The sequence below is a fragment of the Streptomyces sp. NPDC013157 genome, assembly GCF_042899865.1.
GTDB lineage: Bacteria > Actinomycetota > Actinomycetes > Streptomycetales > Streptomycetaceae > Streptomyces.
On record NZ_JBIBAK010000019.1, the window covers coordinates 131,385 to 157,117 of the forward strand.

Consider the following 25,733-nt stretch of genomic DNA (forward strand, 5'->3'; position numbering starts at 1 on the left):
GGTCCGGCATGGTGACGTTCGCGCAGGCGCAGGAGCGCGCGGAAGAGTGGATCAACGGTGACGTCCCGGCGTACCAGCACCGTGAGGTGCGGGTGCGGGAGTTCGGTCTCGGCTTCGTGGTGTGGGGCGAGGACCGTGCGGAGGGTCCGCGGTCGGACGGGGGCGGGCAGCGGGTGGTCATCGCCCGCGACAGCGGTGAGGCCACGCTGTGGCCCGCGCTGCCGGTGGGCGAGGTGATCCGCCGGTACGAGGAGGAGTACGGCCGTGAGGCGGAGGTCGCCGACGCGGTGCCGGCGCCCGCGGCCCGGGTGGACCTGAACCAGACGTCGTTCCTGTTGAGTCCGCCGGAGTGGCTCCAGGAGGCGGCGGACAAGCTGGGTATTCCGGACCGGCGGTCGGGGAGTGACGGGGCGCCGGCCGGTGCCGGTGCCGGTGGCGCTTCTTGGCCGGCGGCAGGTGCGGGTGCGGGCGCCGGAGCCGGGGCGGGGGCGCAGGGCGCGTCGAGTGCGCCCGGTGCGCCGGGCGTGCCCAACGTGCCCGCCGGCGCGACTCCCTGGGCCGGCACCGACACCAACGCCGATGCCGGTGAGGACCGTTCCGTGCCGTTGCCCGCGACGGTGTTCGCACCGCCGCTGAGCGATGCCGACGACGGTGCCCTGGGAGAGGCCGAGACGGCGCTGATGGCGGGGGGCAGCCAACTGCCCCGCACGGCGGTGTCTCCGGCGCTCGACGAGGCGGGTGCGCCGGGCGGGCCGGGTGCGCGGGGCGGCACGCCGCCGCCGCCTCCGCAGGGCGCCCCGTCGTACGGCTACCCGCAGGGACCGGCGGCTCCCGGCACGCCCCCGCCGGGTGCGCCCGGCCGTCCGCAGGCGCCCGCGACGCCGCCCGCGCCCTCGTACGGCTACCCGCAGGCGCCGGCCGCCCCGGGCTACGGCTATCCGCAGCCGCCGGCCGGTGCTCAGGGCGCGCCCCAGCCCCCGGCGGGCCCGGCCGCTCCGGGGCGGCCCCTCGCGCCGAACGCCAGTGACATAGCGGACGCTGCGACGAGCAGGGCCGCGCCTCCTCCGCGCCGGGCGCGTGGCGGGGCCGGCGCGCCGCCTCCGCCGCCGGGAGTCCCGGGGGCGCCGGGAGCACCGGGCGCCCACCCGGCGGCCGCGCCTCAGCCGCCCGCGGGCGGGTATGCGCCGACGCAGATGGTGTCGGCGCCGGGTCCCAAGGGGCCTCAGGGGCCGGCGCAGGTGCCGGGCGCGCAGACCCCGCCGGGTGCCCCCGAGGCGCCCGGTGCTCCGGGTGCTCCGGGTGGCCCGCCGCCGGGTGATGTGCATCGTGCGGCCACGATGCTGGCCGACCCGGGTGGGACGGGCGGGGGCGCGCAGCAGCCTCCGGGCGCCCCTGGCGCACCTTTCGCCCCCGGCGTATCGCAGCCTCCGGGCGCCCCTGGCACGCCTCCGGCGCCTCCCGCGCAGGGCTCTGCCGGTGGTGCGGGCGGGGCGGCGGCGGTCCATCACGCGGAGACGGTGCTTTCCGCGCCTCCGGTGGGTGCTCCGCCCGCCCCGGGTATGCCGCCGGGCGCCCCGCAGATGCCGCCGCCGATGCCGGCCGCTGCGATGCCGTCGCCCGGTCAGCCCGTTCCCGGTCAGCCCGTGCCGGGGCAGCAGCCCCCGGCGTACGGCTACCCGCAGCAGGGGCAGCCGACGGTGGGCCCCGGCTACCAGGCGGTGCTGCGCTACCGGGCGCAGGACGGTTCGGAGCAGCAGCTGATCCGGCGTTCGGCGCCGGGCACGCCGCACCCGGAGTGGCAGATCTTCCACGAGCTGCGGGCCATGAACGTGCCGCCGGACCAGGTGCTGGAGCTGCACACGGAGCTGGAGTCGTGCGAGCTGCCGGGTGCGTACTGTGCGCGGATGATCCGGGAGCAGTGGCCGCAGGCGCGGCTGGCGAGCATCGCGCCGTACGGGACGGACCACGCGAGCCGGCAGCAGGGGATGCGCCAGTTGCTGGCGCATCAGGGCGAGTTGCACCAGGTGGCGGCGGGTCCCGCGCGGCCCGCGCCGGTGCGGGCGCCGTTGCCGCAGGTGCAGGCGGCGCCGCCGATCCCGCCGGAGGCGATCGCGCAGGAGCTGGCGGCGGCGTTCGGTCCTGGCGTGTTCCGGTTCGAGCAGGCGGCGGTGTCGCGCCAGGGCGTGCCGCCGATCGTGGCGCACACGCTGGTGGCGGCTGGGCTGCCGCTGGACATGGGGCCGTTCTTCTGGGCGCAGGCGCAGCCGGGCCGGCCGGTGCCGACGCTGGCGGAGCTGGCACAGGAGCGCGGCCTGCAGCCGGCGTCGGACGCGGCGTCGTACCTCGTCATGGGGACCGACTTCGGCAAGGCGGTCTGCGTGCAGTACGGCACCGCGAACATCGTCGCCGTGCCCGTGGAGGCGGGGCCGGGCGGGGCGTCCGTGCCGCCGCAGTTCGTGAACACGGGGCTGCCGGAGTTCGCCCGCTGCCTGGCGCTGCTGGGCCGGATGTGGCGGCTCAGGTTCGGCCTGAACCAGGAGCAGGCGGGCCGCTGGACCGTCGACTTCCAGGCCCAGCTGGCCTCCCTGGACCCGGCGGCGCTCGGCTCGCCGGAGAGCTGGTGGTCGGTGCTGCTCGAGCAGATGTGGGACGGACTGCTTTGACATGCTCCTCGTCCTGAAGGGCGAGGATTCTGATCCTCCCGACCGGTTTCTGTGCCGCTACTCAGCACAGAAACCGGTCGGGAATCCGTGGCTTCCTGTTTCTTCGCGCTGTGCCGGGATTAATCCTGGTCTTACCGGCGCTCCGCAGGCCGAAACCGCCAGTCCGGCGGCCGTCTTCACGTTGATGGCGGCGTTGGTGTCCCGGTCGTGGACGGTGCCGCAGGCGGTACAGGTCCATTCCCTGACGTTCAGGGGTTTGGGTCCGTCCTCGACGCCGCAGGTGGAGCAGGTCTGGGAGGTCGGTTCGAACCGGCCGATCTTGACCGGGGTGCGTCCGTACCGTTCTGCCTTGTACTCCAGCATGCTGATGGACGCGGACCATCCCGCGTCGTGCACCGACTTGGCCAGTTTCGTGCGGGCCAGTCCCGCCACCGACAAATCCTCCACGGCGATCCCTTGGTTCTCGGAGATCAGCTTCGTGGAGAGCTGGTGGTGGAACTCTCGGCGTGCGTCAGTAACTCTGGCGTGGGCACGGGCGACTTTGAGACGGGCCCTGGCGCGGTTCTTCGATCCCTTCTGCTTGCGGGACAGCTTCTTCTGGGCCTTCTTCAGTTTTTTCTCCGCGCGGCGCAGAAAACGCGGGGAGCTGATCTTCGTGCCGTCGGAGAGGACCGCGAAGTGGGTGAGGCCGAGATCGATTCCGATCGTGCGGTCGGTCCCGGGCATCCTCGCCTGGTCGGTGCCGGGGTCGGTGGCGATGACGAAGGAGGCGAAGTACCGTCCGGCCGCGTCCTTGACGACGGTGACGGAGGTGGGAGCGGCGGGCGGTGTGCGGGACCGTCTCACCTTTACCGCGCCGATCTTCGGCAGGTTCAGACGGCCGCTGTCGGTGACGGTCCAACGGGCGTTGGCGGTGAACCGGATCGACTGCTTGGCGTCCTTGCGGGACTTCAAGCGGGGCGGACCCGTCCCGGGGCCCTTGCGGACGCATTTGAGCGAGGCGAAGAAGTTCCCATAGGCGGCCTCGGCGTCCCGCAGGGACTGCTGGAGGACGACAGCGGACACCTCGCCCAGCCACGAGCGTGCCGCTATCCGCTTCGCTTCGGTGACCAGCTTCCGGGACAGCTCCCCGGCCGTCGGGAACCGCTGCCCGGTTCGGCGGGCGTCCTCGCGGGCGCGGACCGCGTCGTTGAAGACCCCGGGCGCATCCGAAAGCCCTGGCCGGCGCGGCGCGCTGACCGGCATTCGGGTAGAGCCTGAACGCGTAACGGAGCTGCATGGCGATCACGCTAGAAGCTCGAACACCCGCCGTCTCCGGGAACATGTGCGCGAGATGTCACCGGCGTCTGCACTCCCGGCTCCTGGAAGCGCCACCGCCTCGCTCTGGGCCGCCACCACGAGATTCGCTGCACCTGTCCGTGGAGCGCCGTCAGGTGAGCGCGTTTGTGGTGCGACAGTGCCGGCGCTACCGAAGGGCGCGCGGCTGAGCTTTCACGCCCCCTGACGCGCTTCCCTCTCCCGGTGCGGCGTGCGGTGTTTCCAGCGCAGCATGCGGAGTGTCGCGTTATGAACACTTACGTCCGATCCATCAAGATATCCGCGAAATCATCATTTCGTGCGGGTCCGGCGGAGAGGGGTTCCAGGTGAGCAGCGCATCGATGCCGCCGTACGAGTTCGTGACCGTCCGGGGGCGTGGCTACCGCCCCGACGAGGTCGACACGTTCCTGGTGGCGCTCTGCGAGGACCGGGACGCGGCGTGGGAGCGTGCCGCGCGGCTCACCGTGCTCGCCAAGGAGATGGAGGCGGAGGCCGAGCGGTTGCGTGCCGTGGTCGAGCAGCTCCCTCCGCAGACGTACGAGGCGCTCGGGGACCGCGCGCACCGGGTGTTCCGGCTCGTGGTGGAAGAGGCGAAGACCCTGCGCGAGGGTGCCCGGCGCGAGCTGACGGAGGGGGTCGTGGAGGCCGCGGCCCGCGCCGACAGCGAGTGCGATGCGGTGCGGGAGCAGGCCGACGCGCTGCGAGCGGACACCGAGGAACGCGCCCGCCAGCTGCTCCTCGCCGCGAGCGCCGAGGCGGACGACATCCGCATCGGCGCCCGCCTGGAGGTCAAGGAGCAGCGGGGCGAGGCTCTGTCGGCCCTGCGCGAGGTGCGGCAGCGCACCACCGGGATGCTCGCCGAACAGGCCAAGGAGCACGCCGAACGCTGGGCCGAGGAGGAGCGCGAGGAGGCCGCGCGCGCCGCCGCGGTCGACGCGCACAACGCCGAACGCATCGCGCGCGCCGAGGCCGCCCTGGCGGAGGCGGAGCAGGCCCTGGAAGAGGCCGGAGAGTCGGCGCGCCGCTCCGAGGTGGAGGCGGACGAGCGTGCCCGCGAGATCCTCGCGGAGGCCAAGGTCCACGAGGAGCGCATCGCGCGGGAGACCGAGCGGGTGCTGCGCGAGCACGGCGAGACCTGGGACGACGTGCAGGCGCACATGGACCACATGCGGGACAGTCTCGTGACCCTGACGGGGCGCGCGGCGGCGGAATAGCGCCCCGCACCTCCTCGGACCCGAGGCTTCACGCCGCCTCGACTCCGCGCCGCCTCGCGTCCTCCTGACTCCCTCTCCGTACCGCCCCCGCGAGGATCCACCCCTCCACCGCCTCGTACTGCCTGCGCTGTTCCGCGGCCCTGCGCCGGCCGGAGGCCACGGTCCCCAGCCAGCCCAGGAGGAACCCGGCCGGGATGGAGACGAGGCCGGTGGTGGTGAAGGGGAACCAGTTGAGGTCGGCGTGCGGGAAGGCGGCGCCCGGCGAGCCCGAGACCAGGTTCGTGCCGGGCATCAGGAGCAGCACGGTGAGGGTGCCGCCGAGCAGGGTGCAGAGCAGGCCGGTGCGGGTGTAGCGGCGCCAGAAGAGGCCGTAGACCAGGGCGGGGGCGAGGGCCGAGGCGCCCACGCAGAAGGAGAGGATGATCAGGGGCTGCAGGCTGTGGTGCTGCACCAGGACCGCCAGCAGGATCGTGGGGACCCCTATGGCGAGCGCGGAGACCCGGGCCAGGGCCATCTCGCGGCGGGCCGGCATCTCCTGGCCGCGGGTCGCGAAGACGTCGTGCGCGAGGGAGTTGGCGCAGGCGAGGATCATGCCGGCGACGGAGGCGAGCAGGGTCAGGAAGACCGCCGCGGTGACCGTGGTGAAGAGCAGGGTCTCCGCCGTCGACACGTCGGCCCCGAACGCGGCACGGGAGCCCAGCAGGTAGGCCGTGTTGCCCTGCGGGTCGGCGGCGGCCACGGCGGCGCGGCCGACCAGGGCGGTGGCGCCGAAGCCGACGACGCTGACGATCAGCACGAACAGGGCCACGCACGACACCGCCCAGGACATCGAGCGGCGGACCTGGCGGGCGCTGGAGGCGGTGTACATGCGCATGGTGATGTGCGGCAGGCAGGCGCCGCCCAGGACGACGGTCAGCTCCGAGCTGATCATGTCCAGGCGGGGGGCGGGACCGCCGGTGAACTGGAGGCCGGAGTTCAGGTACGCGGTTCCGGCGCCGCTGCCCCGGGCCGCGGCGGCGAGCAGGGCGCCCGGGTCCCAGTCGAAGCGGTGCAGGACCAGCAGGGCGACCACGGTGCCGGAGGCGAGCAGCATCACGATCTTCAGGATCTGGATGAGGGCGGTGCCCTTCATGCCGCCGATGGCCGCGTAGCTGATCATCAGGGCGCCGAGGCCGATGACGCAGCCGGTCTGCACGGTCTCGTTGGAGAAGCCGAGGACGAAGGCCATCAGCTGGCCGGCGCCGGCGAGCTGGACCAGCATCAGCGGCAGCAGGGCGGCGATGGTCACCGCGCAGGCGGCGATCCGTACACTGCGGCCGGGCATCCGGCGGGCCAGCGCGTCGCCCATGGTGAACCGGCCCGCGTTGCGCAGCGGTTCGGCCAGCAGGAACATCAGCAGCATCAGCGACAGGGCCGTGCTGAGGGCGAGGACGACGCCGTCGTAGCCGCACAGGGCGATCACGCCGGCCGTGGCGAGTACGCCGGCCCCGGAGATGTAGTCGCCCGCGATGGCGAGGCCGTTGCGGAGCGGGGAGAGGGAGCCGTAGCCGGTGTAGAACTCGTCGAGGTCGTCGCGGTCCGGGCCCGTCATCACGCACAGCAGGAGGGTGAGTGTCGCGACGACGGTGAAGGCGACCAGCGACATGGACTGCGCGGAGCCGCTGAAGCCGGTCACCGCACGGCCCCGCGCCTGGCGTCCAGTTCCGCGGTCCGGCGGATGCGGTCGGCGAGCGGGTCGACGTGGCGGCGCGCGGTGTGCTCGTAGAGGGCGATCGCCAGCCAGGTGACCGGGAGTTGCAGGAGTGCGAGGAGCAGTCCCGCGGGTACGCCGTCGGCGACCGTGCTCGTCATCACGCCCGGGGCGAACGCCGACAGCACCAGGAACAGGGTGAAGTAGCCGAGCGCGGTGAGGGTCGCGGCGCGCCGCTGGAGGCGGTAGGCGCCGCGCAGCACCCGCAGGTCGCTGTGGTGGCCGACCGGCTCCCGGTGCGGCACGTGGCGGGGACTCGGCGGCTCGGGCGGCACCGGCTGCCAGGGGTAGGTCAGCCGGGTCGGGTCGGGTGGGCAGGGGTCGTGGGACATCCCGGTGCTCCTTGCGTGGCTCGGGTCCGTGGCGGCGGACCGCAGGGAGAGGAGGGAGCGGGGGACGCACGTTACTCGCAGGTACGCGGGGTGTGCGGCCTTTTCCTTCAACTGGCCGGCCGGTATGCGCTTACTGCGCGGCAGCGCGCCTGACCTCGGGTGTTACCCGCGTTAACCCATATTTTCCTCGCGCCTGGATCCGCGGCGGCCCGGGACGTACGTCCGCCCTTCGCGGGCCGCTACAACTGTTCGGCGGCGACGGGAGTCCTGATGGGCGGGGCACGCCTTGACCCGCCGTTCGCCCGTCCGTCGCCGACGCTTCATGTGGGGGCTCATGTTCCACACCTCTTCCGGACTTCGTGTCCTCGGGCGGACCGTCGGCGCGCTCGGTGCCCTCGCCCTGGTCGCGCTGGGTGCCACGCCCGCCGCGGCCGGCGATCCGGCGGCCGGGGTGGTCCTGGGTGAGATCGCCCCGATCGACGGGGCCGAGCCGGGCGGCACCGTCCGGGTGCCCACCAGCTTCACCGACACGGGTACCAAGGCGCTCGGCAAGGTCTGGCTGACGTACACGCTCAGCCATGGACTGGCCCATCCGGAACCGGCCGGACTCCCGGCCAACTGTGCGTACTCGACGATCGCCGCAGGGGACGGGGAGCCGGACAGGACCGAGGTCATCTGCGAGTTCGGCCAGACGGTGCGGCCCGGTGTCGTCTACGCGCCCGGGAGACAGCTGACCTTCCCCGTGCGCGACAGCGCGTTGTACGAGGTGATCGAGGTGAAGGCCGAGACCGCCGGGTACCCCTACCCGGGGGACAACTTCTCGCGGGAGGTGCGCGGAGCCGCGCCCGCGGTCGAGCTGGTCGAACAGCCCGATGCCGTCGCTGCACCCGCCGGCAGCGCGAGGAACGGCCGCTGGGACGAGGCCGACGTGCCGGTGACCGCCGTGAACACGGCCGACTTCAAGGTCACCGGGGCGCGGTTGCAGGGGGACGTCGGGGACACCGTCCCCCTGACCGTGAGCTTCGCCGACGCCGGACCGGCCTGGGTGCAGCGGCGTGACCGGGCCGATGCCGCCCGGGTCGTGGTCAGGATGCCCGCCGGCACGTCGGTGGCCAGGACCGACCCCTACTGCCGCAGGACGGGATCGGGTGAGTACGTCTGCGGCATCGACTTTCCCTGGGTCGAGGAAGGCTACGAGCGGAGCTACACCTTCCGCCTGAAGATCGACAAGGCGGTGTCGGGGGCCCGGGGATCGATCGGACTGACCGGCGCGTCCCGGCCGTTCGACACCGACGCGGGGAACGACAAGGCCGGCATCCGGCTCGACGTCACCGGCGGTGACGGGGCGTCCGGCGGCGACAGGGAGAACACCGGTGCCGGTGCGGCCCTCCCGTTCGTGGGCGCCGTCGCGGCGGCCGCCGTCGTCGCCGCGGGCGCGGTCCTGGTGGCGCGCCACCGCGCGAACAGGCGCTAGCGGGGCGGGGTTTCGGGCAGCGGCGACGGCTCGTGGGAGAGGGGCCGCCCTCACCGCTCCGTCAGTACCGGAAACCGCCGGGGCGCCAGTACCAGGAGCACCGCGAACGCCAGTGCCGACGCGCACGCCGCCCCGAAGTACACCGCGTGGACCGCGTCCGCGATGGCGTGCCGGGTGGACTCGGGGGCCGTTCCGTCGTCCAGCGCGCGCGTGACGGAGTCGAGGTCGCCCGCGCCGCCCAGCCGGGCGGCCAGCACCCCGTTGGCGACCGCGCCGAACACCGACGCCCCGATCGTCTGGCCGGTCTGCCGGCAGAACAGCACCGACGCGGTCGTCGTGCCCCGCTCCGCCCAGCCCACCGTCGACTGCACGCCCACGATCAGCGGCAGTTGGAACAGGCCCAGCGCGGCGCCGAGCAGGAGCATGAGCAGCGTCGGCTGCCAGGCCGACCCCGGGTAGGGCAGGAACGGGAACGCGAACAGGATCAGCGCGGCCGCGCCGATGCCGAGCAACGCGGTGTCGCGGAAGCCGATCCGCCGGTACACGTGCTGGCTGAGGGCCGCGGAGACCGGCCAGCTCAGCGTCCACACCGACAGCACGAACCCGGCGGCCACCGGCGCGAGCCCGAGCACCGACTGCGCGTACGTCGGCAGGAACACCGTCGGCGCCACCATCAGCAGGCCGAGCGCGCCGAGCGCGAGGTTGACGGCCGCGATCGTACGGCGCCGCCACACCCACCCCGGGATGATCGGCTCGGCCGCCCGGCGCTCGATCCACACCACGAGCCCCGCCAGCGCGAGGCCGGTGGCGAACAGCGCGCACGACGGCGCGGACCACCACGCCCACGCCACTCCGCCCTGCACGAGCGCCGTCAGCAGCACGCCCCCGCACGCGAAGACCGCCAGCGCGCCCGCCCAGTCCACCCGCGGGCGCGTGCGCGGCGCGCGCTCCGGCTCGTGGAGGTGACGCACTATCAACCAGAGCGCCGCCGCGCCGATCGGGAGGTTGACCAGGAAGATCCACCGCCAGTCCGCGTAGGCGGCCAGCACCCCGCCGAGCCCCGGCCCGGCGACCGCCGAGACCGCCCACACCGTGGACAGCTTCGACTGGATCTTCGGGCGCTCCTCGAGCGGGTAGAGGTCGGCCGCGAGGGTCTGCACGGTGCCCTGCAGCGCCCCGCCGCCGAGGCCCTGCACGATCCGGAACGCGATCAGCGCGGCCATGTTCCAGGCGGTCGCGCACAGCAGCGACCCCAGCAGGAACACCGCGGCGCCCGCGACCAGCACCGGCTTGCGGCCGAAGGTGTCGGAGAGCTTGCCGTACACCGGCAGCGTCACGGTGACGGCGAGCAGGTAGCCGGAGAAGAGCCAGGAGAAGACCGAGAAGCCGCCGAGGTCGCCGACGATCTGGGGTACCGCGGTGGAGACGACGGTGGAGTCGAGCGCCGCCAGTGCCATGGCGAGCATCAGGGCGGCCACCACGGCCCCCCGCCGGCCCGTCCCGGCCTCGCGCCCCACCGCGCGTATCGCGGGTCTCGTGTTCTCCACGCCGGATCCCCTCCTCGTGCGGCCGCCATGTATCTATGTCGCGCACAACAGCTTCCCATCCGCCCCGGCGCGGTGGGAGTGTGCGTCCACCTGGTGGGAACGCGCGCGACCGCGCGCCCACTTGACCCTCACGCGACGAAAGGGTGGACGCTGTCTGGGGCGGTGGGTGGAGGCCGACCCCGGGAAGGACTCCACCCGGCGGTGGACGTCCCCTAGGGGGTTCTCCGTACTACGGCTCGGGGAGGGTTCGTACCGCCGGAGGACGAGGCGGCACCCCGTCCGTCCTTAACCTGGCTTTACGCCGCCGGGGGGCGGTTGACCGAACCGGCGGGGGTGGGGTTTTCCCCCGGGCAAGACGGGGCTTCGCACCAGCGCGGAGCAACCCCGCCGACCGCGAGACTCGTCGTCGTACCGACCACCGCACAGCAAGGCACGGCACCACGCCGTGCGTTCGCTGACCGACTTAGGAGACATACCGTGACATCGGCTGTGACCATTCCCAGGCACGGGGGTACTGGAGGGCGTACGGCCGTTGCCGCGCGAGCGCGGCAGGTCGTCAAGGCGTACGGGGCCGGAGAGACCCGGGTCGTCGCTCTCGACCACGTCGACGTGGACATCGCGCGGGGGCAGTTCACCGCGATCATGGGCCCCTCGGGGTCCGGGAAGTCCACCCTGATGCACTGCCTCGCCGGGCTCGACACCGTGACGAGCGGCCAGATCCACCTGGACGAGACCGAGATCACCGGCCTGAAGGACAAGAAGCTCACGAAGCTGCGCCGGGACCGGATCGGGTTCATCTTCCAGGCGTTCAACCTGCTGCCGACGTTGAACGCGCTGGAGAACATCACGCTCCCCATGGACATCGCCGGGCGCAAGCCCGACAAGGAGTGGCTGCGGCGCGTGGTCGACACCGTGGGGCTCGCGGACCGGCTCAAGCACCGCCCCACCCAGCTCTCGGGAGGCCAGCAGCAGCGCGTGGCCGTGGCGCGCGCCCTCGCCGCCCGTCCCGAGATCATCTTCGGCGACGAGCCGACCGGAAACCTCGACTCCCGCGCCGGCGCGGAGGTCCTCGGCTTCCTGCGCAGCTCCGTCGACGACCTGGGCCAGACCATCGTGATGGTCACGCACGACCCGGTCGCCGCCTCCTACGCGGACCGCGTGCTCTACCTCGCCGACGGCCGGATCGTCGACGAGATGTTCAAGCCGACCGCGGACACCGTCCTGGACCGCATGAAGGACTTCGACGCGCGGGGGCGTACGTCATGACCGTCCTGAAGACCTCGATGCGCAACTTCTTCGCGCACAAGGGTCGGATGGCCCTGTCGGCGGTCGCCGTCCTGCTGTCGGTGGCGTTCGTGTGCGGCACGCTGGTGTTCACCGACACCATGAACACGACGTTCGACAAGCTGTTCGCGGCGACCTCGTCCGACGTGACGGTCAGTGCCAAGGGCGCCTCCGACACCGGCCAGACCACCTCCGACAACGGCAGGCCGCCCGTCCTGCCGGCCGCGGTGGTGGCCGAGGTCCGCGCGGCGAACGGCGTCAAGGCGGCGGAGGGGACGGTCTTCTCGACGTCCGTGACCGTCGTCGACGCCAAGAAGGACAGCCTGTCGCCGTCCAGCGGCGCGCCGACCATCGTCGGCAGCTGGAACTCCAACGACGCCCGCACCATGAAGATCACCTCCGGTACGGCTCCGAAGAGCTCCGGCCAGGTCATGGTGGACGCCGACACCGCCGACAAGCACCACCTGAGACTGGGTGACGAGATCGGCGTGATCAGCGCGGTCGGCACGCACACCGCGAAGATCTCCGGCATCGCCGACTTCACCGTCACCAACCCCGGTGCCGCGATCTTCTACCTGGACACGAAGACCGCCCAGCGCACGCTCGTCGGGCAGACCGGCGTCTTCACGAACATCAACGTGACGGCCACGCCGGGCGTGACGGATGCCCAGCTGAAGAAGAACGTCGTCGGCGAACTCGGTACCGCCTACAAGGTGCAGACCGCCAAGGAGACCGCCGACGCCAACCAGAAGGACGTCGAGAGCTTCCTGGACGTCATGAAGTACGCGATGCTCGGCTTCGCCGGCATCGCCTTCCTGGTCGGCATCTTCCTGATCATCAACACCTTCTCGATGCTGGTCGCCCAGCGCACCCGCGAGATCGGCCTGATGCGGGCCATCGGCGCCGGCCGCCGCCAGGTCAACCGGTCCGTGCTCGTCGAGGCCCTGCTGCTCGGCGTGGTCGGCTCGGTCCTGGGAGTGGGCGCGGGCGTCGGCATCGCCGTCGGCCTGATGAAGCTCATGGGCTCCATGGGCATGCAGCTGTCGACCAGTGACCTGACGGTCGCCTGGACGACCCCGGTGCTCGGCCTGATCCTCGGCGTCGTCGTCACCGTCCTCGCCGCCTGCCTCCCGGCGCGCCGCGCCGGCAAGGTCTCCCCGATGGCCGCGCTGCGCGACGCGGGCGCCCCCGCCGACGCCCGGGCGGGCCGCATACGCGCCCTGGTCGGCCTCGTGCTGACCGGCGCCGGCGGCTACAGCCTCTACCTGGCCTCGGCCACCGACCAGGCCAAGCAGGGCTCGGCCTGGCTCGGCCTCGGCATCGTCCTCTCGCTCATCGGGTTCGTCGTCATCGGCCCGCTGCTCGCGGGCGGTGTCGTACGGGTCCTGGGCGCCGTCCTGCTGCGGATGTTCGGCCCGGTCGGGCGCATGGCCGAGCGCAACGCGCTGCGCAACCCGCGCCGCACCGGCGCCACCGGCGCCGCCCTGATGATCGGACTGGCGCTGGTCGCCTGCCTCTCGGTGGTCGGCTCCTCCATGGTCGCCTCCGCGTCCGACCAGCTCGACAAGACCGTCGGCACGGACTTCATCATCCAGTCCGACAGAGGCCAGCGGATCACCCCGCAGGCGGTCAAGGCCGTCAAGGACGTCCCCGGACTCGCCCGCGTCACCGAGTACCGCACCACCACCGCCGACTACACCACGCCCGACGGCAAGACCCTCAAGGACACCGACATCACGGCGGCCGACCCGACGTACGCGACCGACCTGCGCACCAAGACCGTCGCCGGTGACCTCAAGGACGCCTACCTGCCCGACTCGATGTCCGTGCACGACAAGTTCGCCAAGGCGCACGACATCCACCTCGGCTCGAAGATCGCCGTGAAGTTCAAGGACGGCCGCACGGCCCACCTGACGGTCCGGGCGATCACCAGCAGCGACGGCCTCATCGACGCCGGCTCGAAGTACACGAACATCACCACGCTCGCCAAGTACGTGCCGGCCGCCAAGATGCCGCTCGACGACCTGGTCTTCGCCACCGCCAGGGACGGGCAGCAGGACGCCGCGTACAAGTCGCTCAAGTCCGCGCTGCACGAATACCCGCAGTACACCGTGCGCGACCAGACCGACTACAAGAAGGCGCTCAAGGACCAGATCGGCCAGCTGCTGAACCTGATCTACGGCCTGCTCGCCCTCGCGATCATCGTCGCGGTCCTCGGTGTCGTGAACACCCTGGCCCTGTCGGTGGTCGAGCGGACCCGCGAGATCGGCCTCATGCGGGCCATCGGCCTCTCCCGCCGCCAGCTGCGCCGCATGATCCGCATGGAGTCCGTGGTGATCGCCCTCTTCGGCGCCCTGCTGGGCCTCGGCCTGGGCATGGGCTGGGGCGCCACGGCCCAGAAGCTGCTCGCCCTGCAGGGTCTGAAGGTCCTGGAGATCCCCTGGCCGACGATCATCGGCGTCTTCGTCGGCTCGGCCTTCGTGGGCCTGTTCGCCGCCCTGATCCCGGCGTTCCGCGCGGGCCGCATGAACGTCCTGAACGCGATCGCGACGGACTGAGTCAATTCGGAAGACCACCGCATACGGGGGTTGCGGGGGAACGCCCGGCGCCGGGGAGTCTTGGGGGACTCTCCGGCGCCGGGCACATGCACGTCCTCCGATCCCGGCGTCCCGACCGACCGAGCCGGGCGGGGCTTTTCGGCTGACCAAGACGGGCCCGGCTTCCCGGACTCCGCCTGTCGACCGACCGGGCCGAGCGGGGCTTTTCGGCCGACCGAGACGGGCCCGGCTTCCCGGACTCCGCCTGTCGACCGGCCGGGCGGAGCGGGGCTTTTCGGCTGACCGAGACGGGCCCGGCTTCCCGGACTCCGCCTGTCGACCGGCCGGGCCGAGCGTGCCTCTCAACCGGCCGAGCCGAGCCCGCTGCCCGCTCGGTCGTCCGGGTCGAGCGCGCCGCCTGATCGACCGAGTACGGCGGCGGGCCCGTCTTTGCTTTTCGAGCTGTGCCTTTCGATCGACCGAGTCGGGTGGCGGGTGGGCATAGGCTCCGGGGGTCCAGGGGGCGGAGCCCCCTGGGACGGCCACCGCGGCGCAGGGCGCCTCACAGGGCGACGGACGTTATCCACAGCCCCGGCACCCGCGCCCGCGTAGTCGTACGCTGGATACCCCCCCGGTCGCAGCCCGCGCCGGGTACTTCGTGTTGCCCACCCCCCGACGAAAGCCGCCTGAATGAGCCTGCACGGTCTGCTCGACGCCGTCGTCAAGGACCCCGCCCTCGCGGAAGCGATCAAGGCGGCCGCGGACGGCAACCGCATGCACGTCGACCTGGTCGGCCCCCCCGCGGCCCGCCCCCTCGCGGTCGCCGCCCTGGCCCGCGAGGCCGGCCGCCCCGTCCTCGCCGTCACCGCCACCGGCCGCGAGGCCGAGGACCTGGCGTCGGCGCTGCGCACCCTGCTGCCCTCCGAGGGCGTCGCGGAGTACCCCTCCTGGGAGACGCTCCCGCACGAGCGCCTCAGCCCCCGCAGCGACACCGTCGGCCGCCGCCTCGCGGTCCTGCGCCGCCTCGCCCACCCCAGCCCCGACGACCCCGAGACCGGCCCGGTCTCGGTCATCGTCGCGCCCGTACGATCCGTGCTCCAGCCGCAGGTCAAGGGCCTCGGCGACCTGGAGCCGGTGGCCCTGCGCACCGGCCAGAGCGCCGACCTGAACGAGGTCGTGGAAGCCCTCGCCGCGGCCGCCTACGCGCGCGTGGAGCTCGTCGAGAAGCGCGGCGAGTTCGCCGTACGCGGCGGCATCCTGGACGTCTTCCCGCCCACCGAGGAACACCCCCTGCGCATCGAGTTCTGGGGCGACGACGTCGAGGAGATCCGTTACTTCAAGGTCGCCGACCAGCGCTCCCTGGAGGTCGCCGAGCACGGCCTGTGGGCACCGCCCTGCCGCGAGCTGCTGCTCACCGAGGACGTCCGCGCACGCGCGCGTGCCCTCGCCGAGGAGCACCCGGAGCTCGGCGAACTGCTGAACAAGATCGCCGAGGGGATCGCGGTGGAGGGCATGGAGTCCCTCGCCCCGGTCCTGGTCGACGACATGGAACTGCTCCTCGACGTGCTGCCCAAGGGCGCGATGGCCGTCGTCTGCGACCCGGAGCGGGTGCGGACGCGCGCCGCCGACCTGGTGGCCACGAGCCAGGAGTTCCTGCAGGCCTCCTGGGCGGCCACCGCGGGCGGCGGCGAGGCGCCCATCGACGTCGGCGCGGCCTCCCTGTGGTCCATCGCGGACGTCCGCGACCGCGCCCGCGAGCTGGACATGATGTGGTGGTCGGTGTCGCCGTTCGCCGCCGACGAGGAGCTTGCGGCCGACACCCTCAAGCTGGGCATGCACGCCACGGAGACCTACCGCGGCGACACCGCGAAGGCCCTCGCCGACACCAAGGGCTGGCTGGCCGACGGTTGGCGCACGGTCTACGTCACCGAGGGCCACGGCACCGCCTCCCGCACCGTCGAGGTGCTCGGCGGCGAGGGCATCGCCGCCCGCCTCGACGTCGACCTGGGCGAGCTCAGCCCCTCGGTCGTGCACGTGTCGTGCGGCTCGATCGACTACGGCTTCGTCGACCCGGCGCTCAGACTCGCCGTCCTCACCGAGACCGACCTGTCCGGCCAGAAGGCGGCCGGCAAGGACGGCGCCCGGATGCCGGCCCGCCGCCGCAAGACCATCGACCCGCTCACCCTGGAGCCGGGCGACTACATCGTCCACGAGCAGCACGGCGTCGGCCGCTACATCGAGATGGTGCAGCGCACCGTCCAGGGCGCCACCCGCGAGTACCTGGTCGTGGAGTACGCCCCCGCCAAGCGCGGCCAGCCCGGCGACCGGCTGTACATCCCGACCGACCAGCTGGAGCAGATCACCAAGTACGTCGGCGGCGAGGCCCCCACCCTGCACCGCCTCGGCGGCGCGGACTGGACGAAGACCAAGGCGCGCGCCAAGAAGGCCGTCAAGGAGATCGCCGCCGACCTGATCAAGCTCTACAGCGCGCGCATGGCCGCCCCCGGCCACGCCTTCGGCGGGGACACGCCGTGGCAGCGTGAGCTGGAGGACGCGTTCCCGTACGCGGAGACCCCCGACCAGCTGACCACCATCGCCGAGGTCAAGGACGACATGGAGAAGTCGGTCCCGATGGACCGCCTGATCTGCGGCGACGTCGGCTACGGCAAGACCGAGATCGCCGTCCGCGCGGCCTTCAAGGCGGTCCAGGACGGCAAGCAGGTGGCCGTCCTCGTGCCCACCACGCTGCTGGTGCAGCAGCACTTCGGCACGTTCTCCGAGCGGTACTCGCAGTTCCCGGTGAGCGTGAAGGCGCTCTCCCGGTTCCAGACCGACACCGAGGCGAAGGGGACCCTGGAGGGCCTGCGCGAGGGCGCGGTCGACGTCGTCATCGGCACCCACCGGCTGTTCTCCTCGGAGACCAAGTTCAAGGACCTCGGCCTGGTCATCGTCGACGAGGAGCAGCGGTTCGGCGTCGAGCACAAGGAGCAGCTGAAGAAGCTCCGCGCCAACGTCGACGTGCTCACCATGTCGGCCACGCCCATCCCCCGCACCCTGGAGATGGCGGTCACCGGCATCCGCGAGATGTCCACGATCACCACGCCCCCGGAGGAGCGCCACCCGGTGCTCACCTTCGTCGGGCCGTACGAGGAGAAGCAGATCGGCGCCGCCATCCGCCGCGAACTGCTGCGCGAGGGCCAGGTCTTCTACATCCACAACCGGGTCGAGTCGATCGACCGCGCGGCGGCCAGACTCCGCGAGATCGTCCCCGAGGCCCGCATCGCGACCGCCCACGGCCAGATGTCGGAATCGGCCCTCGAACAGGTCGTCGTCGACTTCTGGGAGAAGAAGTTCGACGTCCTCGTCTCGACCACGATCGTCGAGTCCGGCATCGACATCTCCAACGCCAACACGCTCATCGTGGAGCGCGGCGACACCTTCGGCCTGTCCCAGCTGCACCAGCTGCGCGGCCGGGTCGGCCGGGGCCGCGAGCGCGGGTACGCGTACTTCCTGTACCCGCCGGAGAAGCCGCTGACCGAGACCGCCCACGAGCGCCTCGCGACCATCGCCCAGCACACCGAGATGGGCGCCGGCATGTACGTCGCGATGAAGGACCTGGAGATCCGCGGCGCCGGAAACCTGCTGGGCGGCGAGCAGTCCGGGCACATCGCGGGCGTCGGCTTCGACCTGTACGTCCGCATGGTCGGCGAGGCGGTCGCGGACTACCGGCGGCAGCTGGAGACCGGCGAGATCGAGGAGGAGCCGCCGCTGGAGGTCAAGATCGAGCTGCCCGTCGACGCGCACGTCCCGCACGACTACGCGCCCGGCGAGCGGCTGCGCCTCCAGGCGTACCGTTCCATCGCCTCCGCCAACTCGGAGGACGACATCCGGGCGGTCCGCGAGGAACTCACCGACCGCTACGGCAAGTTGCCCGAGCCGGTGGAGAACCTGCTGCTCGTCGCCGGGCTGCGGATGCTCGCCCGCGCGTGCGGGGTCGGCGAGATCGTCCTCCAGGGCACCAACATCCGCTTCGCGCCGGTTGAGTTGCGCGAATCGCAGGAGCTGCGCGTCAAGCGTCTCTACCCCGGAACGGTCATCAAGCCGGCCGTCCACCAGCTGCTGGTGCCCCGCCCCAAGACCGCGAAGGTGGGCGGCAAGCCGCTGGTCGGCCGGGAACTGCTGAGCTGGGTCGGGGAGTTCCTGGCGTCGATCCTGGGGTCGTAGAAGGGCCGGGTACGGCGCCACGGAAGGACCCCGGCACGAAGCGGGGCGCGGCCCTCGCCGGTCTCCCGGCACCGGCCGCGCCCCGCCCCCTTCGTCACAGGCCTGGGAGGCGTGCGCGCACGACAAGGTGTGAGGCGCGCCTTCGGGGGCATTCGTTCGCGGCGGGGAGTGAGCGCGCGCGAAGGCGTACGGTCCGGGCTTCGGCCCGGCCGCCAAACGGCCGCCGACAAATGCGAGTTGCGGTTATATGGGAGTTTTTGCTCCATCTGGGGGGAACCGTGCAGCAGTCACCGTAGGACCAGCGGAAATCAGCCCGTGCGGCGGCGGACAGAGGTAAGGAAGAGGGGGCGTACGTGGCGCGTCTGAGGGGCGGGGCGGTCATGGCGGTCGTCATGGTCTTCGCCGTGGCCGGCTGCAAGGACCTGCAGGACGACGGCGCTTCGGGTGCCCAGGGCACGGCGGGCGGGGGAGCGGCCCTGGCGGCCGCCGACTCGCTGACCGTCAAGGGACGGGCGCCGAAGACCGGTTACTCCCGGGAGAAGTTCGGCTCCGCCTGGGCGGACACCGACTCCAACTCCTGTGACACCCGGGACGACATACTCAAGCGCGACCTGAAGGACGTGAAGTACACCGACGGCGACTGCAAGGTCTCCTACGGCGTGCTGGAGCCGGACCCCTACTCCGGCAAGGAGGTCACCTACCGGCGCGGCCGCAGCCTGGTCGACATAGACCACCTCGTCGCCCTCTCGGACGCCTGGCAGAAGGGCGCCAAGTACTGGGACGCCGGCAAGCGCATAGCCCTGGCCAACGACCCGCTCAACCTCCTGGCCGTCGACGCGAGCGCCAACCGCGGCAAGGGCGACGGCGACACCGCCACCTGGCTGCCGCCCGACAAGTCCTACCGCTGCACCTACGTCGCCGCGCAGGTGGCCGTGAAGAAGAAGTACGGGCTGTGGGTCACCGCCGCCGAGAAGACCGCGATGAAGAAGGTGCTCGCCGCCTGTCCGGGCCAGAAACTCCCCTCAGGTGGCAACCCGACCAAGGCGCCGCCCCGCTTCAAGGCGCGCTGAACCGGTCCGTCCCCGCCGCGGGTGTCATGGCCCCTGGAGGCGGCCGCGCGGCGGAGGGGCCGGGCAGCCTGCCTTCTCCCAGGCCACGAAGGTGTTGGTGCGGGCGAAGACGAACGCCTTGACCGGGTTCGCGGAGTACGACCACGGCGGGCTGCCGACGTATCCGCCGACCGCCCGGAACTGTTCGACGGCCTCCGCGTACCGTTTCGTCTGGAACAGGGTGTCCGCCAGCAGGTGCCGCACCGTCGGCAGCCGGTGGTGCCCGGCCGGTGCCCGGTCCACGGCGTCCAGGGTGGCGTCCACGGCCGCCTGCACGAACGGCTGGTTGTACACGGGCGCCTTCGGCTCCCGGGACGCGTGTTCCATCAGGGCATCCAGGCGCAGCACGGGCAGCAGGCTGCCCTGCGGCGCGGCGGTCGCGGCCTGCTCGGCGAACGCGTACATCAGCTCGTGCGAACCCCGCCACTTGGCGCACCAGTACTGCAACGCTCGCGCGTGCGCTCCGAAGTGGTACGGATCGCGTGCGGTGATCTCGGCCCACAGCGCCCGGAAGTCGTCGTGCGACCAGCCGAGTCCCAGCGCGATGGAGATCTGCGCGATCCAGGGGGAGGGGTCCTCGGGCGCCATCCAGGCGGCCTCCTGGCAGGCGGGCAGCGCCTCGGCGAGCAGCCGGTGGAAGCCCTCGAACTGCTCGGCCGTGGTGTGCTTCGCCAGTTGGGCGCCGCGGACCTTGCCCGCGAGCGCGACCAGCGCGTCGGCGTGCACGAGGGCGGCGGCCGGGTCGCCGGGGTACTCGGTCCGCCACGCCTTGAGCCAGGCGTCGTCCTCGGCGGCGGCGTGGACCAGGATGCCGAGCCGGTACCAGCGCAGGTCCCAGTCGCGGCCCGCTGCGGCCAGGTAGGCGGCGGCCCGCCGCCAGTCACCGGCGAGGGCGGCCGCCGCGACCGCGTCGGCCTCGGGATCGGGGCCCGCGGAACTGCTGTCGAGCTGGGCGGCGGGCACCAGCCCGTACTTGGCGGGGTCGATGTTGACCGGCGCCTTGGCCTTCGCCTCCGCCCGGAGGGCACGCCCCTTGCGGATATTGCGCGGGAGAGTGACGACCGCGTAGACGAGAATGCCGGCACCGGCTATGTCGATCAGGACGTTCATACCGGGTCTTTCGGGTAGGAGCCGCCGAAGGGGGCGGTTGAGGAGGCCGCTGACGAGATGGTCGCGGATGTTGCCGCAGGGGCTGTCGCAGGGATGGTCGCAGGGGTGGTCGGAGCGTGGCCGCCGCCGGACAGCAGCAGAGCCCGCAGCGGAGCCGTGCCGGGCGGCTCGGCGACCACGTGGTCCAGGGCCTGCTCCAGCGCCTCGGCGAACCGCTCGGGGGCCACCACCCGCACCGCGGGCCCCGACCAGCACAGCTCCCACCGGCACAGCCCGGTGTCCAGTGCGGTGAGCAGGGCGAGTCGGCGCAGGGCCGACCGGAAGGCCGTCCTGCCGAACTCGCGTGCCACCCGCCCGCTGCTCCGGCCGGCCTGCTCCGATCTGGGCAGCCGGCCGGCCACGTCGTGCAGCAGGCCGTGGTCGACCAGGTCCAGGAGGCAGCCGAGGTACGTCATTCCGGATGCCCCGGATGCGGCGACGCCTCTCGCGCCGGCCACCTGGGCCATGGCCTCCAGCAGCGGACCCGCGTCGCGCGCCCAGCTCTCGCGCCGGGCCCGCGCGGGAAGTTCGGCCCAGGGCACCCGCCGCCAGGACAGCGCCTCCGGGGGCAGTACGGCTCGTTCCAGGGCGGCGAAGAGGCGGTCCGGCTCGCGGAGCAGCGCGAGGGCGGGAGGCCGGGGGCGCGTGGTGGCGTGTCCGTCGCCGGGGAACTCGGGGAACTCGGAGAGCTCGGGGAGCTCGCGGAGCGCCTCCAGCGCCGCGACGCGGTCGGCCGTGGGCGGGTGGCTGTCGTACGGGGAGCGTTCCTCGGGGGACACTTGCGGGAGCGGTTGGCGGGCCCACGCTTCCAGGTCCGTCCGGCGCGCGGGGTCCGCCAGCAGGAGCGCGAGCCCGCCGTGGAACTGCCCTTCCGGCGGCAGCAGGCCTGCGTCGCGGCCCAGCAGGGCGTACTCGCTCAGATAGAGGTCGTCGGCGGCTTCGAGTACGTGGATGCGGCGCAGCGCGGCGGCCGTGGTGCCCGGTCCGGCGACCCGGGCGGCCACCAGGTCGGCCGCGTACTCCTGCCGGCGGCTGACGGCCTCGGTCAGGCGCAGACACCACCGCGCGTAGGTGGAGAAGACGAGGTGCAGGTAATGGTCGGGGCCCCGCGCAGGCTCCCGCTCCAGCGGTGGCGGCTTGCCGGCCGCCCGGCGCCGGGCGGCCCGTGCGGCGGTCCTCGCCTTCTCCTCGGCCTCCTCGCGTGCGGCCCGCTGCCGCAAGGTGTGCGTGATGTGCAGCAGCCTGCCGTGCAGCGCCCAGAGCAGGCCGCCCAGCCGGGTGTCGTCGGACGCGTAGTGGCCCAGTTCGTGCCCGAGCACGGCGTGGAGTTCGTCCTGCGGCAGGCCGATCAGCAGCGCCGTGCCGAGGAAGAGCCGCCGTTCGCCCGCGACCAGCCCGAGCCACCGGGCATCCTCCCGCACCATGGCGTTGGCCCCCGGGATCACCCGGATCTCCGTGGGCGGCCGGGTGCCCACCCGATCGGCGAGCTCCCGCACGCGCCGCCACAGCTCCGGCTGCTCACGCGGCGTCAGCGGGACACCGGGCAGCTCGTCCCGCCCGTCCCCGGGGCCGCGGGTGAGCAGGACGACCCGCACCACGCACCAGGCGATCGCCAGCGAGCCGAGCCAGCCCTCGACGGCCATGACCGTGAGGCCCGGGCCCCGGGCCAGGAAGACGTCCAGGACCGCGAGCGCGACGAGGACGAGCAGGGCCAGCAGGTAGAACCCGAGGAGCAGGCCGAGAACGAGCACCGCACGCAGCGGCGCTCCGGGCACGCCGCGTTCGCGTACGGCGCGCGCTCGTCCGGCGGCTGCCCCGGCGGCCGCCCGGTCGGCGGGACGGGACCTCAGACGCATCGGCATCCTTCACGGAAACGGAACGGAAGCTGCTGCTTCAGCTACTTCTTCAGCGCCGAAAGGATCGTCGTCGTCACCTTCTTCGCGGACGCGGCACCGTTGTCGCCGCCGGCCGTGGACAGCACGGTGACCACCGAGCCGCCGGAGCGGGCCGCGATCAGCGTGGTGCCGTTCTCCCAGGAGCCGCTCGTCAGCGTCATCGTGTAGGCCTCGTCGCCGAGTCCGGCCGTGGCGCTGCCGGTGAGTTTCACCTTGGCGTGCGCGTCGGTGTCCGTGAACGTGGCGCACTCGGCGGCCACGCTCCGCAGGGCCTTCATCACGGCTGCCGCCGTGGTGCCCTGGAAGGCGTCGATCTCCTGGTCCACTTCCTCGGTCTTGCTCGCGTAGCCGTTCTGCGCGAACGACACCCCGCCCTTGTAGCCGGACACCTGGATCCAGGACGTGCTCTCCAGCCTGGTGCAGTCCGGCTTCCCCGTCTTCCGGCCGGCCGGGGAGAGGAACTGGCCGCCGCTGTCCGCGGAGCCGTCGGATTCAAGGGTGAGCCCGGCCGGGAAGGCCGAGGCGGGCGCCAGTGCCTTCGTCAGCTGGGTCCCCGTGAGCAGGCCGGAGTCGGGGTCCTTCGCTTTGGCCGGCTCGGCGCTCGTGCCGGTACCGGAGTCGGAGCCGGAACCGGTGGATCCGGCGGAGCAGGCGGTCAGGGCCAGCGGGAGGGCCGCGGCGGCTATCAGCATCACGGCGCGGGACGGGAGACGCATCGGGAGTCCTTCGGGAGTCGTTGAAGCGGTGGGTCAATAACAGCAGAGGCTGTGAACCGAGTCAACAGGAACTACGTGGAGCGGTGTGTACACGTCCGTGAAGGGGGGGATCTTGTGTGCGTCGGTATGCTCGGTGCACACATGGGACAAGGGAGCGAGGCCGCGTGCAGGACAACGCCACAGAGGTGACCGCGGCCGGCATCGCACGGCTCGCCGGGGTGGGCCGCGCCGCCGTCAGTAACTGGCGGCGCCGGCACGCCGACTTCCCCAAGCCGGTCGGCGGCACCGAGACCAGCCCGTCCTTCGCACTCGCCGAGGTCGAGTCCTGGCTGCGCAGGCAGGGCAAACTCGCCGAGGTCCCGCTGCGCGAGCGGGTCTGGCAGCAACTCGCCGGGCACCCCGACGGCGCGCTGACGGCGCTCGTGCACACCGGCTGCGCGCTGCTGCTGATCCACGAGCGCCCCACCGTCTGGCTCCAGGTGAGCGCCGGCTCGGACGAGCGCCTGGCCGCGATGCTGCCGGCCGCGCTGGACGAGGTGTTGACCGCGCGCCTCCGCGGCTCGGCGGAGCCCACGGTTCACAGCGGCCGGGCCTCGGATGTTGCCGAAGCTGTGAACAGGTCAGGCGGCGCGGCCGGTGTGAACAAGTCACGCGGCGCGGCCGGTGTGAACAGGTCCGGCGGTACGGAAGGTGTGAACACCGCACCCCCCGCTGCCGCCCTCGCCACTCCCGCCGTCCGTACCCCCACCGGCCCCCAACTCCTCCCCTCCACCCCCCTCCTCCGCGGCGCGGCCGAACTGGCCGCCGAGGCCGGGGCCCGGCAGGCCTTCGAGTTCCTGCTGGGGCGGCACCTGGACGCCAACCCACGCCAGTACACGCTCACACCGTCCGAACTCGCCGGTCTCATGGCCGACCTGGCCGGCCCCGCCCGCACCGTGCTGGACCCGGCCTGCGGAACCGGCGCCCTGCTGCGGGCCGTCGACGTCCGCCCCCACCAGCAGCTGTACGCCCAGGACAGCGCCCCCGAACTCGCCGCGCTGACCGCGCTGCGGCTCGCGCTGCACTCCCGGGCGGGGGTGCACGGCGCCGCCGGCGACACCCTGCGCGCCGACGCCTACCCGGAGCTGCGCGCGGACGCGGTGCTGTGCCACCCGCCGTTCAACGAGCGCAACTGGGGCCATGACGAACTGGCGTACGACGCCCGCTGGGAGTACGGCTTCCCCGCGCGCACCGAGTCCGAACTGGCCTGGGTGCAGCACGCCCTGGCCCGGCTCGCCGACGGCGGCACCGCGGTCCTGCTGATGCCGCCGGCCGTCGCGTCCCGCCGTTCCGGGCGCCGGATCCGCGCCGACCTGCTGCGCCGGGGCGCGCTCAGGGCACTGGTCGCGCTGCCGGCCGGGGCGGCGCCGCCGTACAGCATTCCGCTGCACCTGTGGGTGCTGCGCCGGCCCGACCGGACGCCGGCCACGCCCGAGGTGCTGCTCGTGGACACCGGGAAGTTCGCCGGGGAGGGGCGGGGCGGCCCCGACTGGGCGGCGGTACGGGACGCCGTCCTGGACGCCTGGCGTGCCTTCGAGCGCGACGGGGGACCGGTGGAACGGCCGGGGCTGGCCCGTGCGGTGCCGGTCATCGAACTCCTCGACGACGACGTGGACCTCGCCCCCGCCCGCCATCTGCCCCCGGCCGCCGCGGCCGACGGCGCGGCAGAGCTCACGGCGGTCCGCGAGCGGCTCGGCGCGACCCTGCGCCTGACCGTCGACCTCACCCCGCCGCCGGCCGACCAGGCGCCGGCCGCGCGGTGGCCGCTCACCACCGTCGGTGAACTCGCGCGCGCGGGCGCGCTGGTGTTGCGCACCGGCGGGAACGGCGGCCACGCGCGCGTGCCCGTGCTCACCGACCACGACGTCCTCGCCGCGACGGCTCCCTCGGGCACGCTCCCCGAGAGCGACGAGGAGGCCGTGCTGACCGAGCCGGGCGATGTCGTCGTACCGGTCCTCGGCGGCGGCTCGGTGGCGCGGGTGATCGACGACGCGACGGCGGGCGCGGCCCTGGGGCGCAACCTGGTGCTGCTGCGTCCCGACCGCACCGCCCTCGACCCGTGGTTCCTCGTCGGCTTCCTGCGCGGCACCGCCAACAACCGGCAGGCCAGCAGCTACGCCTCCACGGCGACCCGGCTGGACGTGCGCCGGCTGCAGCTGCCCCGGCTCCCCCTGGACGAACAGCGGCGCTACGGCGCCCGTTTCCGCGCGCTCGACGAGTTCGAGCGGGCGCTGCGCCACGCGAGCCGACTCGGGGAGCACCTCGTGCGCGGGATGTACGACGGCCTCACCGACGGGACCGTCGCGCCCGACTGATCGCCGACCGGGGTCCGCAGGCAGTCGGTCCGACAACGGTTCGGTACAACCCGAACCGGTTGTCCGCGCCTGGCCATATGCTCGATCCGACCATCGCACGACCGGTGCCGTCCGCGGGCGGACAGTGCCGGACGGGCACGTACGCCCTTTTCACGTACGCCCTTCACC

At 72.8% G+C, this 25,733-nt stretch carries 14 protein-coding genes and 1 pseudogene; 8 read left to right on the top strand and 7 right to left on the bottom strand.

The annotated features are described in order from the left end of the window. Positions 1 to 8 precede the first annotated feature (8 nt). Complete coding sequence (locus ACFY6U_RS41975; RefSeq protein ID WP_390046966.1) at positions 9 to 2,663, top strand: SUKH-4 family immunity protein; 2,655 nt, start codon at positions 9 to 11, stop codon at positions 2,661 to 2,663. A 57-nt stretch (positions 2,664 to 2,720) separates the two neighbouring features. Here ACFY6U_RS41975 and ACFY6U_RS41980 read toward each other — a convergent pair. Continuing rightward, positions 2,721 to 3,942, bottom strand: a pseudogene (locus ACFY6U_RS41980) (RNA-guided endonuclease InsQ/TnpB family protein). Between the two features lie 364 nt (positions 3,943 to 4,306). Here ACFY6U_RS41980 and ACFY6U_RS41985 point away from each other — a divergent pair. Further along, positions 4,307 to 5,194, top strand: coding sequence for a cellulose-binding protein (locus ACFY6U_RS41985; protein ID WP_390046968.1), 888 nt, complete (start codon positions 4,307 to 4,309; stop codon positions 5,192 to 5,194). Between the two features lie 28 nt (positions 5,195 to 5,222). Here the strand turns inward: ACFY6U_RS41985 and ACFY6U_RS41990 are convergent, their stop codons facing one another. Next, complete coding sequence (locus ACFY6U_RS41990) at positions 5,223 to 6,869, bottom strand: cation acetate symporter (protein WP_390046970.1); 1,647 nt, start codon at positions 6,867 to 6,869, stop codon at positions 5,223 to 5,225. Beyond that, positions 6,866 to 7,276 (bottom strand): DUF485 domain-containing protein, encoded by a 411-nt coding sequence (locus ACFY6U_RS41995; protein WP_390046972.1) that lies wholly within the window; start codon positions 7,274 to 7,276, stop codon positions 6,866 to 6,868. Before ACFY6U_RS41995 ends, ACFY6U_RS41990 begins: the two co-directional genes overlap by 4 nt. A 334-nt stretch (positions 7,277 to 7,610) precedes the next feature. Here ACFY6U_RS41995 and ACFY6U_RS42000 point away from each other — a divergent pair, with 334 nt between their 5' ends. Continuing rightward, entirely contained in the window at positions 7,611 to 8,750 is a 1,140-nt protein-coding gene (locus ACFY6U_RS42000; protein ID WP_390046974.1) for a hypothetical protein, read from the top strand. Between the two features lie 50 nt (positions 8,751 to 8,800). On the opposite strand, the gene ACFY6U_RS42005 is transcribed toward ACFY6U_RS42000, so the two are convergent. After that, positions 8,801 to 10,297, bottom strand: a complete 1,497-nt coding sequence (locus tag ACFY6U_RS42005) for an MFS transporter (RefSeq protein WP_390046976.1) — start codon at positions 10,295 to 10,297, stop codon at positions 8,801 to 8,803. 477 nt (positions 10,298 to 10,774) lie between these two features. On the opposite strand from ACFY6U_RS42005, the gene ACFY6U_RS42010 reads away from it, so the two are divergent. From ACFY6U_RS42010 to ACFY6U_RS42025, 4 genes are all read left to right on the top strand, one after another. Beyond that, the gene (locus ACFY6U_RS42010; RefSeq protein ID WP_351489181.1) at positions 10,775 to 11,563 is read left to right on the top strand and encodes an ABC transporter ATP-binding protein; all 789 of its coding nucleotides are present in this window, start codon (positions 10,775 to 10,777) and stop codon (positions 11,561 to 11,563) included. Further along, positions 11,560 to 14,139 carry an ABC transporter permease gene (locus ACFY6U_RS42015; protein ID WP_390046978.1) on the top strand — a complete coding sequence of 860 codons (2,580 nt, stop codon included), beginning with the start codon at positions 11,560 to 11,562 and terminating at the stop codon, positions 14,137 to 14,139. The genes ACFY6U_RS42010 and ACFY6U_RS42015 overlap by 4 nt, the downstream gene beginning before the upstream one ends. A 669-nt stretch (positions 14,140 to 14,808) precedes the next feature. Further along, a complete protein-coding gene (gene mfd, locus ACFY6U_RS42020) occupies positions 14,809 to 18,342 on the top strand; it encodes a transcription-repair coupling factor (protein ID WP_390046980.1) in 3,534 nt (1,177 codons plus the stop codon). 380 nt (positions 18,343 to 18,722) lie between these two features. After that, entirely contained in the window at positions 18,723 to 19,412 is a 690-nt protein-coding gene (locus ACFY6U_RS42025; RefSeq protein WP_390047137.1) for an HNH endonuclease family protein, read from the top strand. A gap of 24 nt (positions 19,413 to 19,436) precedes the next feature. Here ACFY6U_RS42025 and ACFY6U_RS42030 read toward each other — a convergent pair whose 3' ends face one another. Genes ACFY6U_RS42030 through ACFY6U_RS42040 form a run of 3 tightly spaced genes read right to left on the bottom strand, consistent with a single transcriptional unit; the run spans position 19,437 to position 23,211 of the window. Next, a complete protein-coding gene (locus ACFY6U_RS42030; protein WP_390046982.1) occupies positions 19,437 to 20,561 on the bottom strand; it encodes a hypothetical protein in 1,125 nt (374 codons plus the stop codon). Next, on the bottom strand, positions 20,558 to 22,456 hold the full coding sequence (locus ACFY6U_RS42035; RefSeq protein ID WP_390046984.1) for a M48 family metalloprotease: 1,899 nt from the start codon (positions 22,454 to 22,456) through the stop codon (positions 20,558 to 20,560). Before ACFY6U_RS42035 ends, ACFY6U_RS42030 begins: the two co-directional genes overlap by 4 nt. Positions 22,457 to 22,497: 41 nt before the next feature. Beyond that, a complete protein-coding gene (locus tag ACFY6U_RS42040) occupies positions 22,498 to 23,211 on the bottom strand; it encodes a hypothetical protein (RefSeq protein WP_390046986.1) in 714 nt (237 codons plus the stop codon). A gap of 164 nt (positions 23,212 to 23,375) precedes the next feature. Here ACFY6U_RS42040 and ACFY6U_RS42045 point away from each other — a divergent pair, with 164 nt between their 5' ends. Continuing rightward, positions 23,376 to 25,565 (top strand): N-6 DNA methylase, encoded by a 2,190-nt coding sequence (locus tag ACFY6U_RS42045; RefSeq protein WP_390046988.1) that lies wholly within the window; start codon positions 23,376 to 23,378, stop codon positions 25,563 to 25,565. Positions 25,566 to 25,733 lie beyond the last annotated feature (168 nt).

What these genes read in the sequence shown, in the direction of transcription:
- ACFY6U_RS41975 (WP_390046966.1), top strand. Translation starts at nt 9, where the DNA reads ATGGTGACGTTCGCGCAGGCGCAGGAGCGCGCGGAAGAGTGGATCAAC.
- ACFY6U_RS41995 (WP_390046972.1), bottom strand. Translation starts at nt 7,276, where the DNA reads ATGTCCCACGACCCCTGCCCACCCGACCCGACCCGGCTGACCTACCCC.
- ACFY6U_RS42000 (WP_390046974.1), top strand. Translation starts at nt 7,611, where the DNA reads ATGTTCCACACCTCTTCCGGACTTCGTGTCCTCGGGCGGACCGTCGGC.
- ACFY6U_RS42015 (WP_390046978.1), top strand. Translation starts at nt 11,560, where the DNA reads ATGACCGTCCTGAAGACCTCGATGCGCAACTTCTTCGCGCACAAGGGT.
- mfd (WP_390046980.1), top strand. Translation starts at nt 14,809, where the DNA reads ATGAGCCTGCACGGTCTGCTCGACGCCGTCGTCAAGGACCCCGCCCTC.
- ACFY6U_RS42025 (WP_390047137.1), top strand. Translation starts at nt 18,723, where the DNA reads ATGGCGGTCGTCATGGTCTTCGCCGTGGCCGGCTGCAAGGACCTGCAG.
- ACFY6U_RS42030 (WP_390046982.1), bottom strand. Translation starts at nt 20,561, where the DNA reads ATGAACGTCCTGATCGACATAGCCGGTGCCGGCATTCTCGTCTACGCG.
- ACFY6U_RS42035 (WP_390046984.1), bottom strand. Translation starts at nt 22,456, where the DNA reads ATGCGTCTGAGGTCCCGTCCCGCCGACCGGGCGGCCGCCGGGGCAGCC.
- ACFY6U_RS42040 (WP_390046986.1), bottom strand. Translation starts at nt 23,211, where the DNA reads ATGCGTCTCCCGTCCCGCGCCGTGATGCTGATAGCCGCCGCGGCCCTC.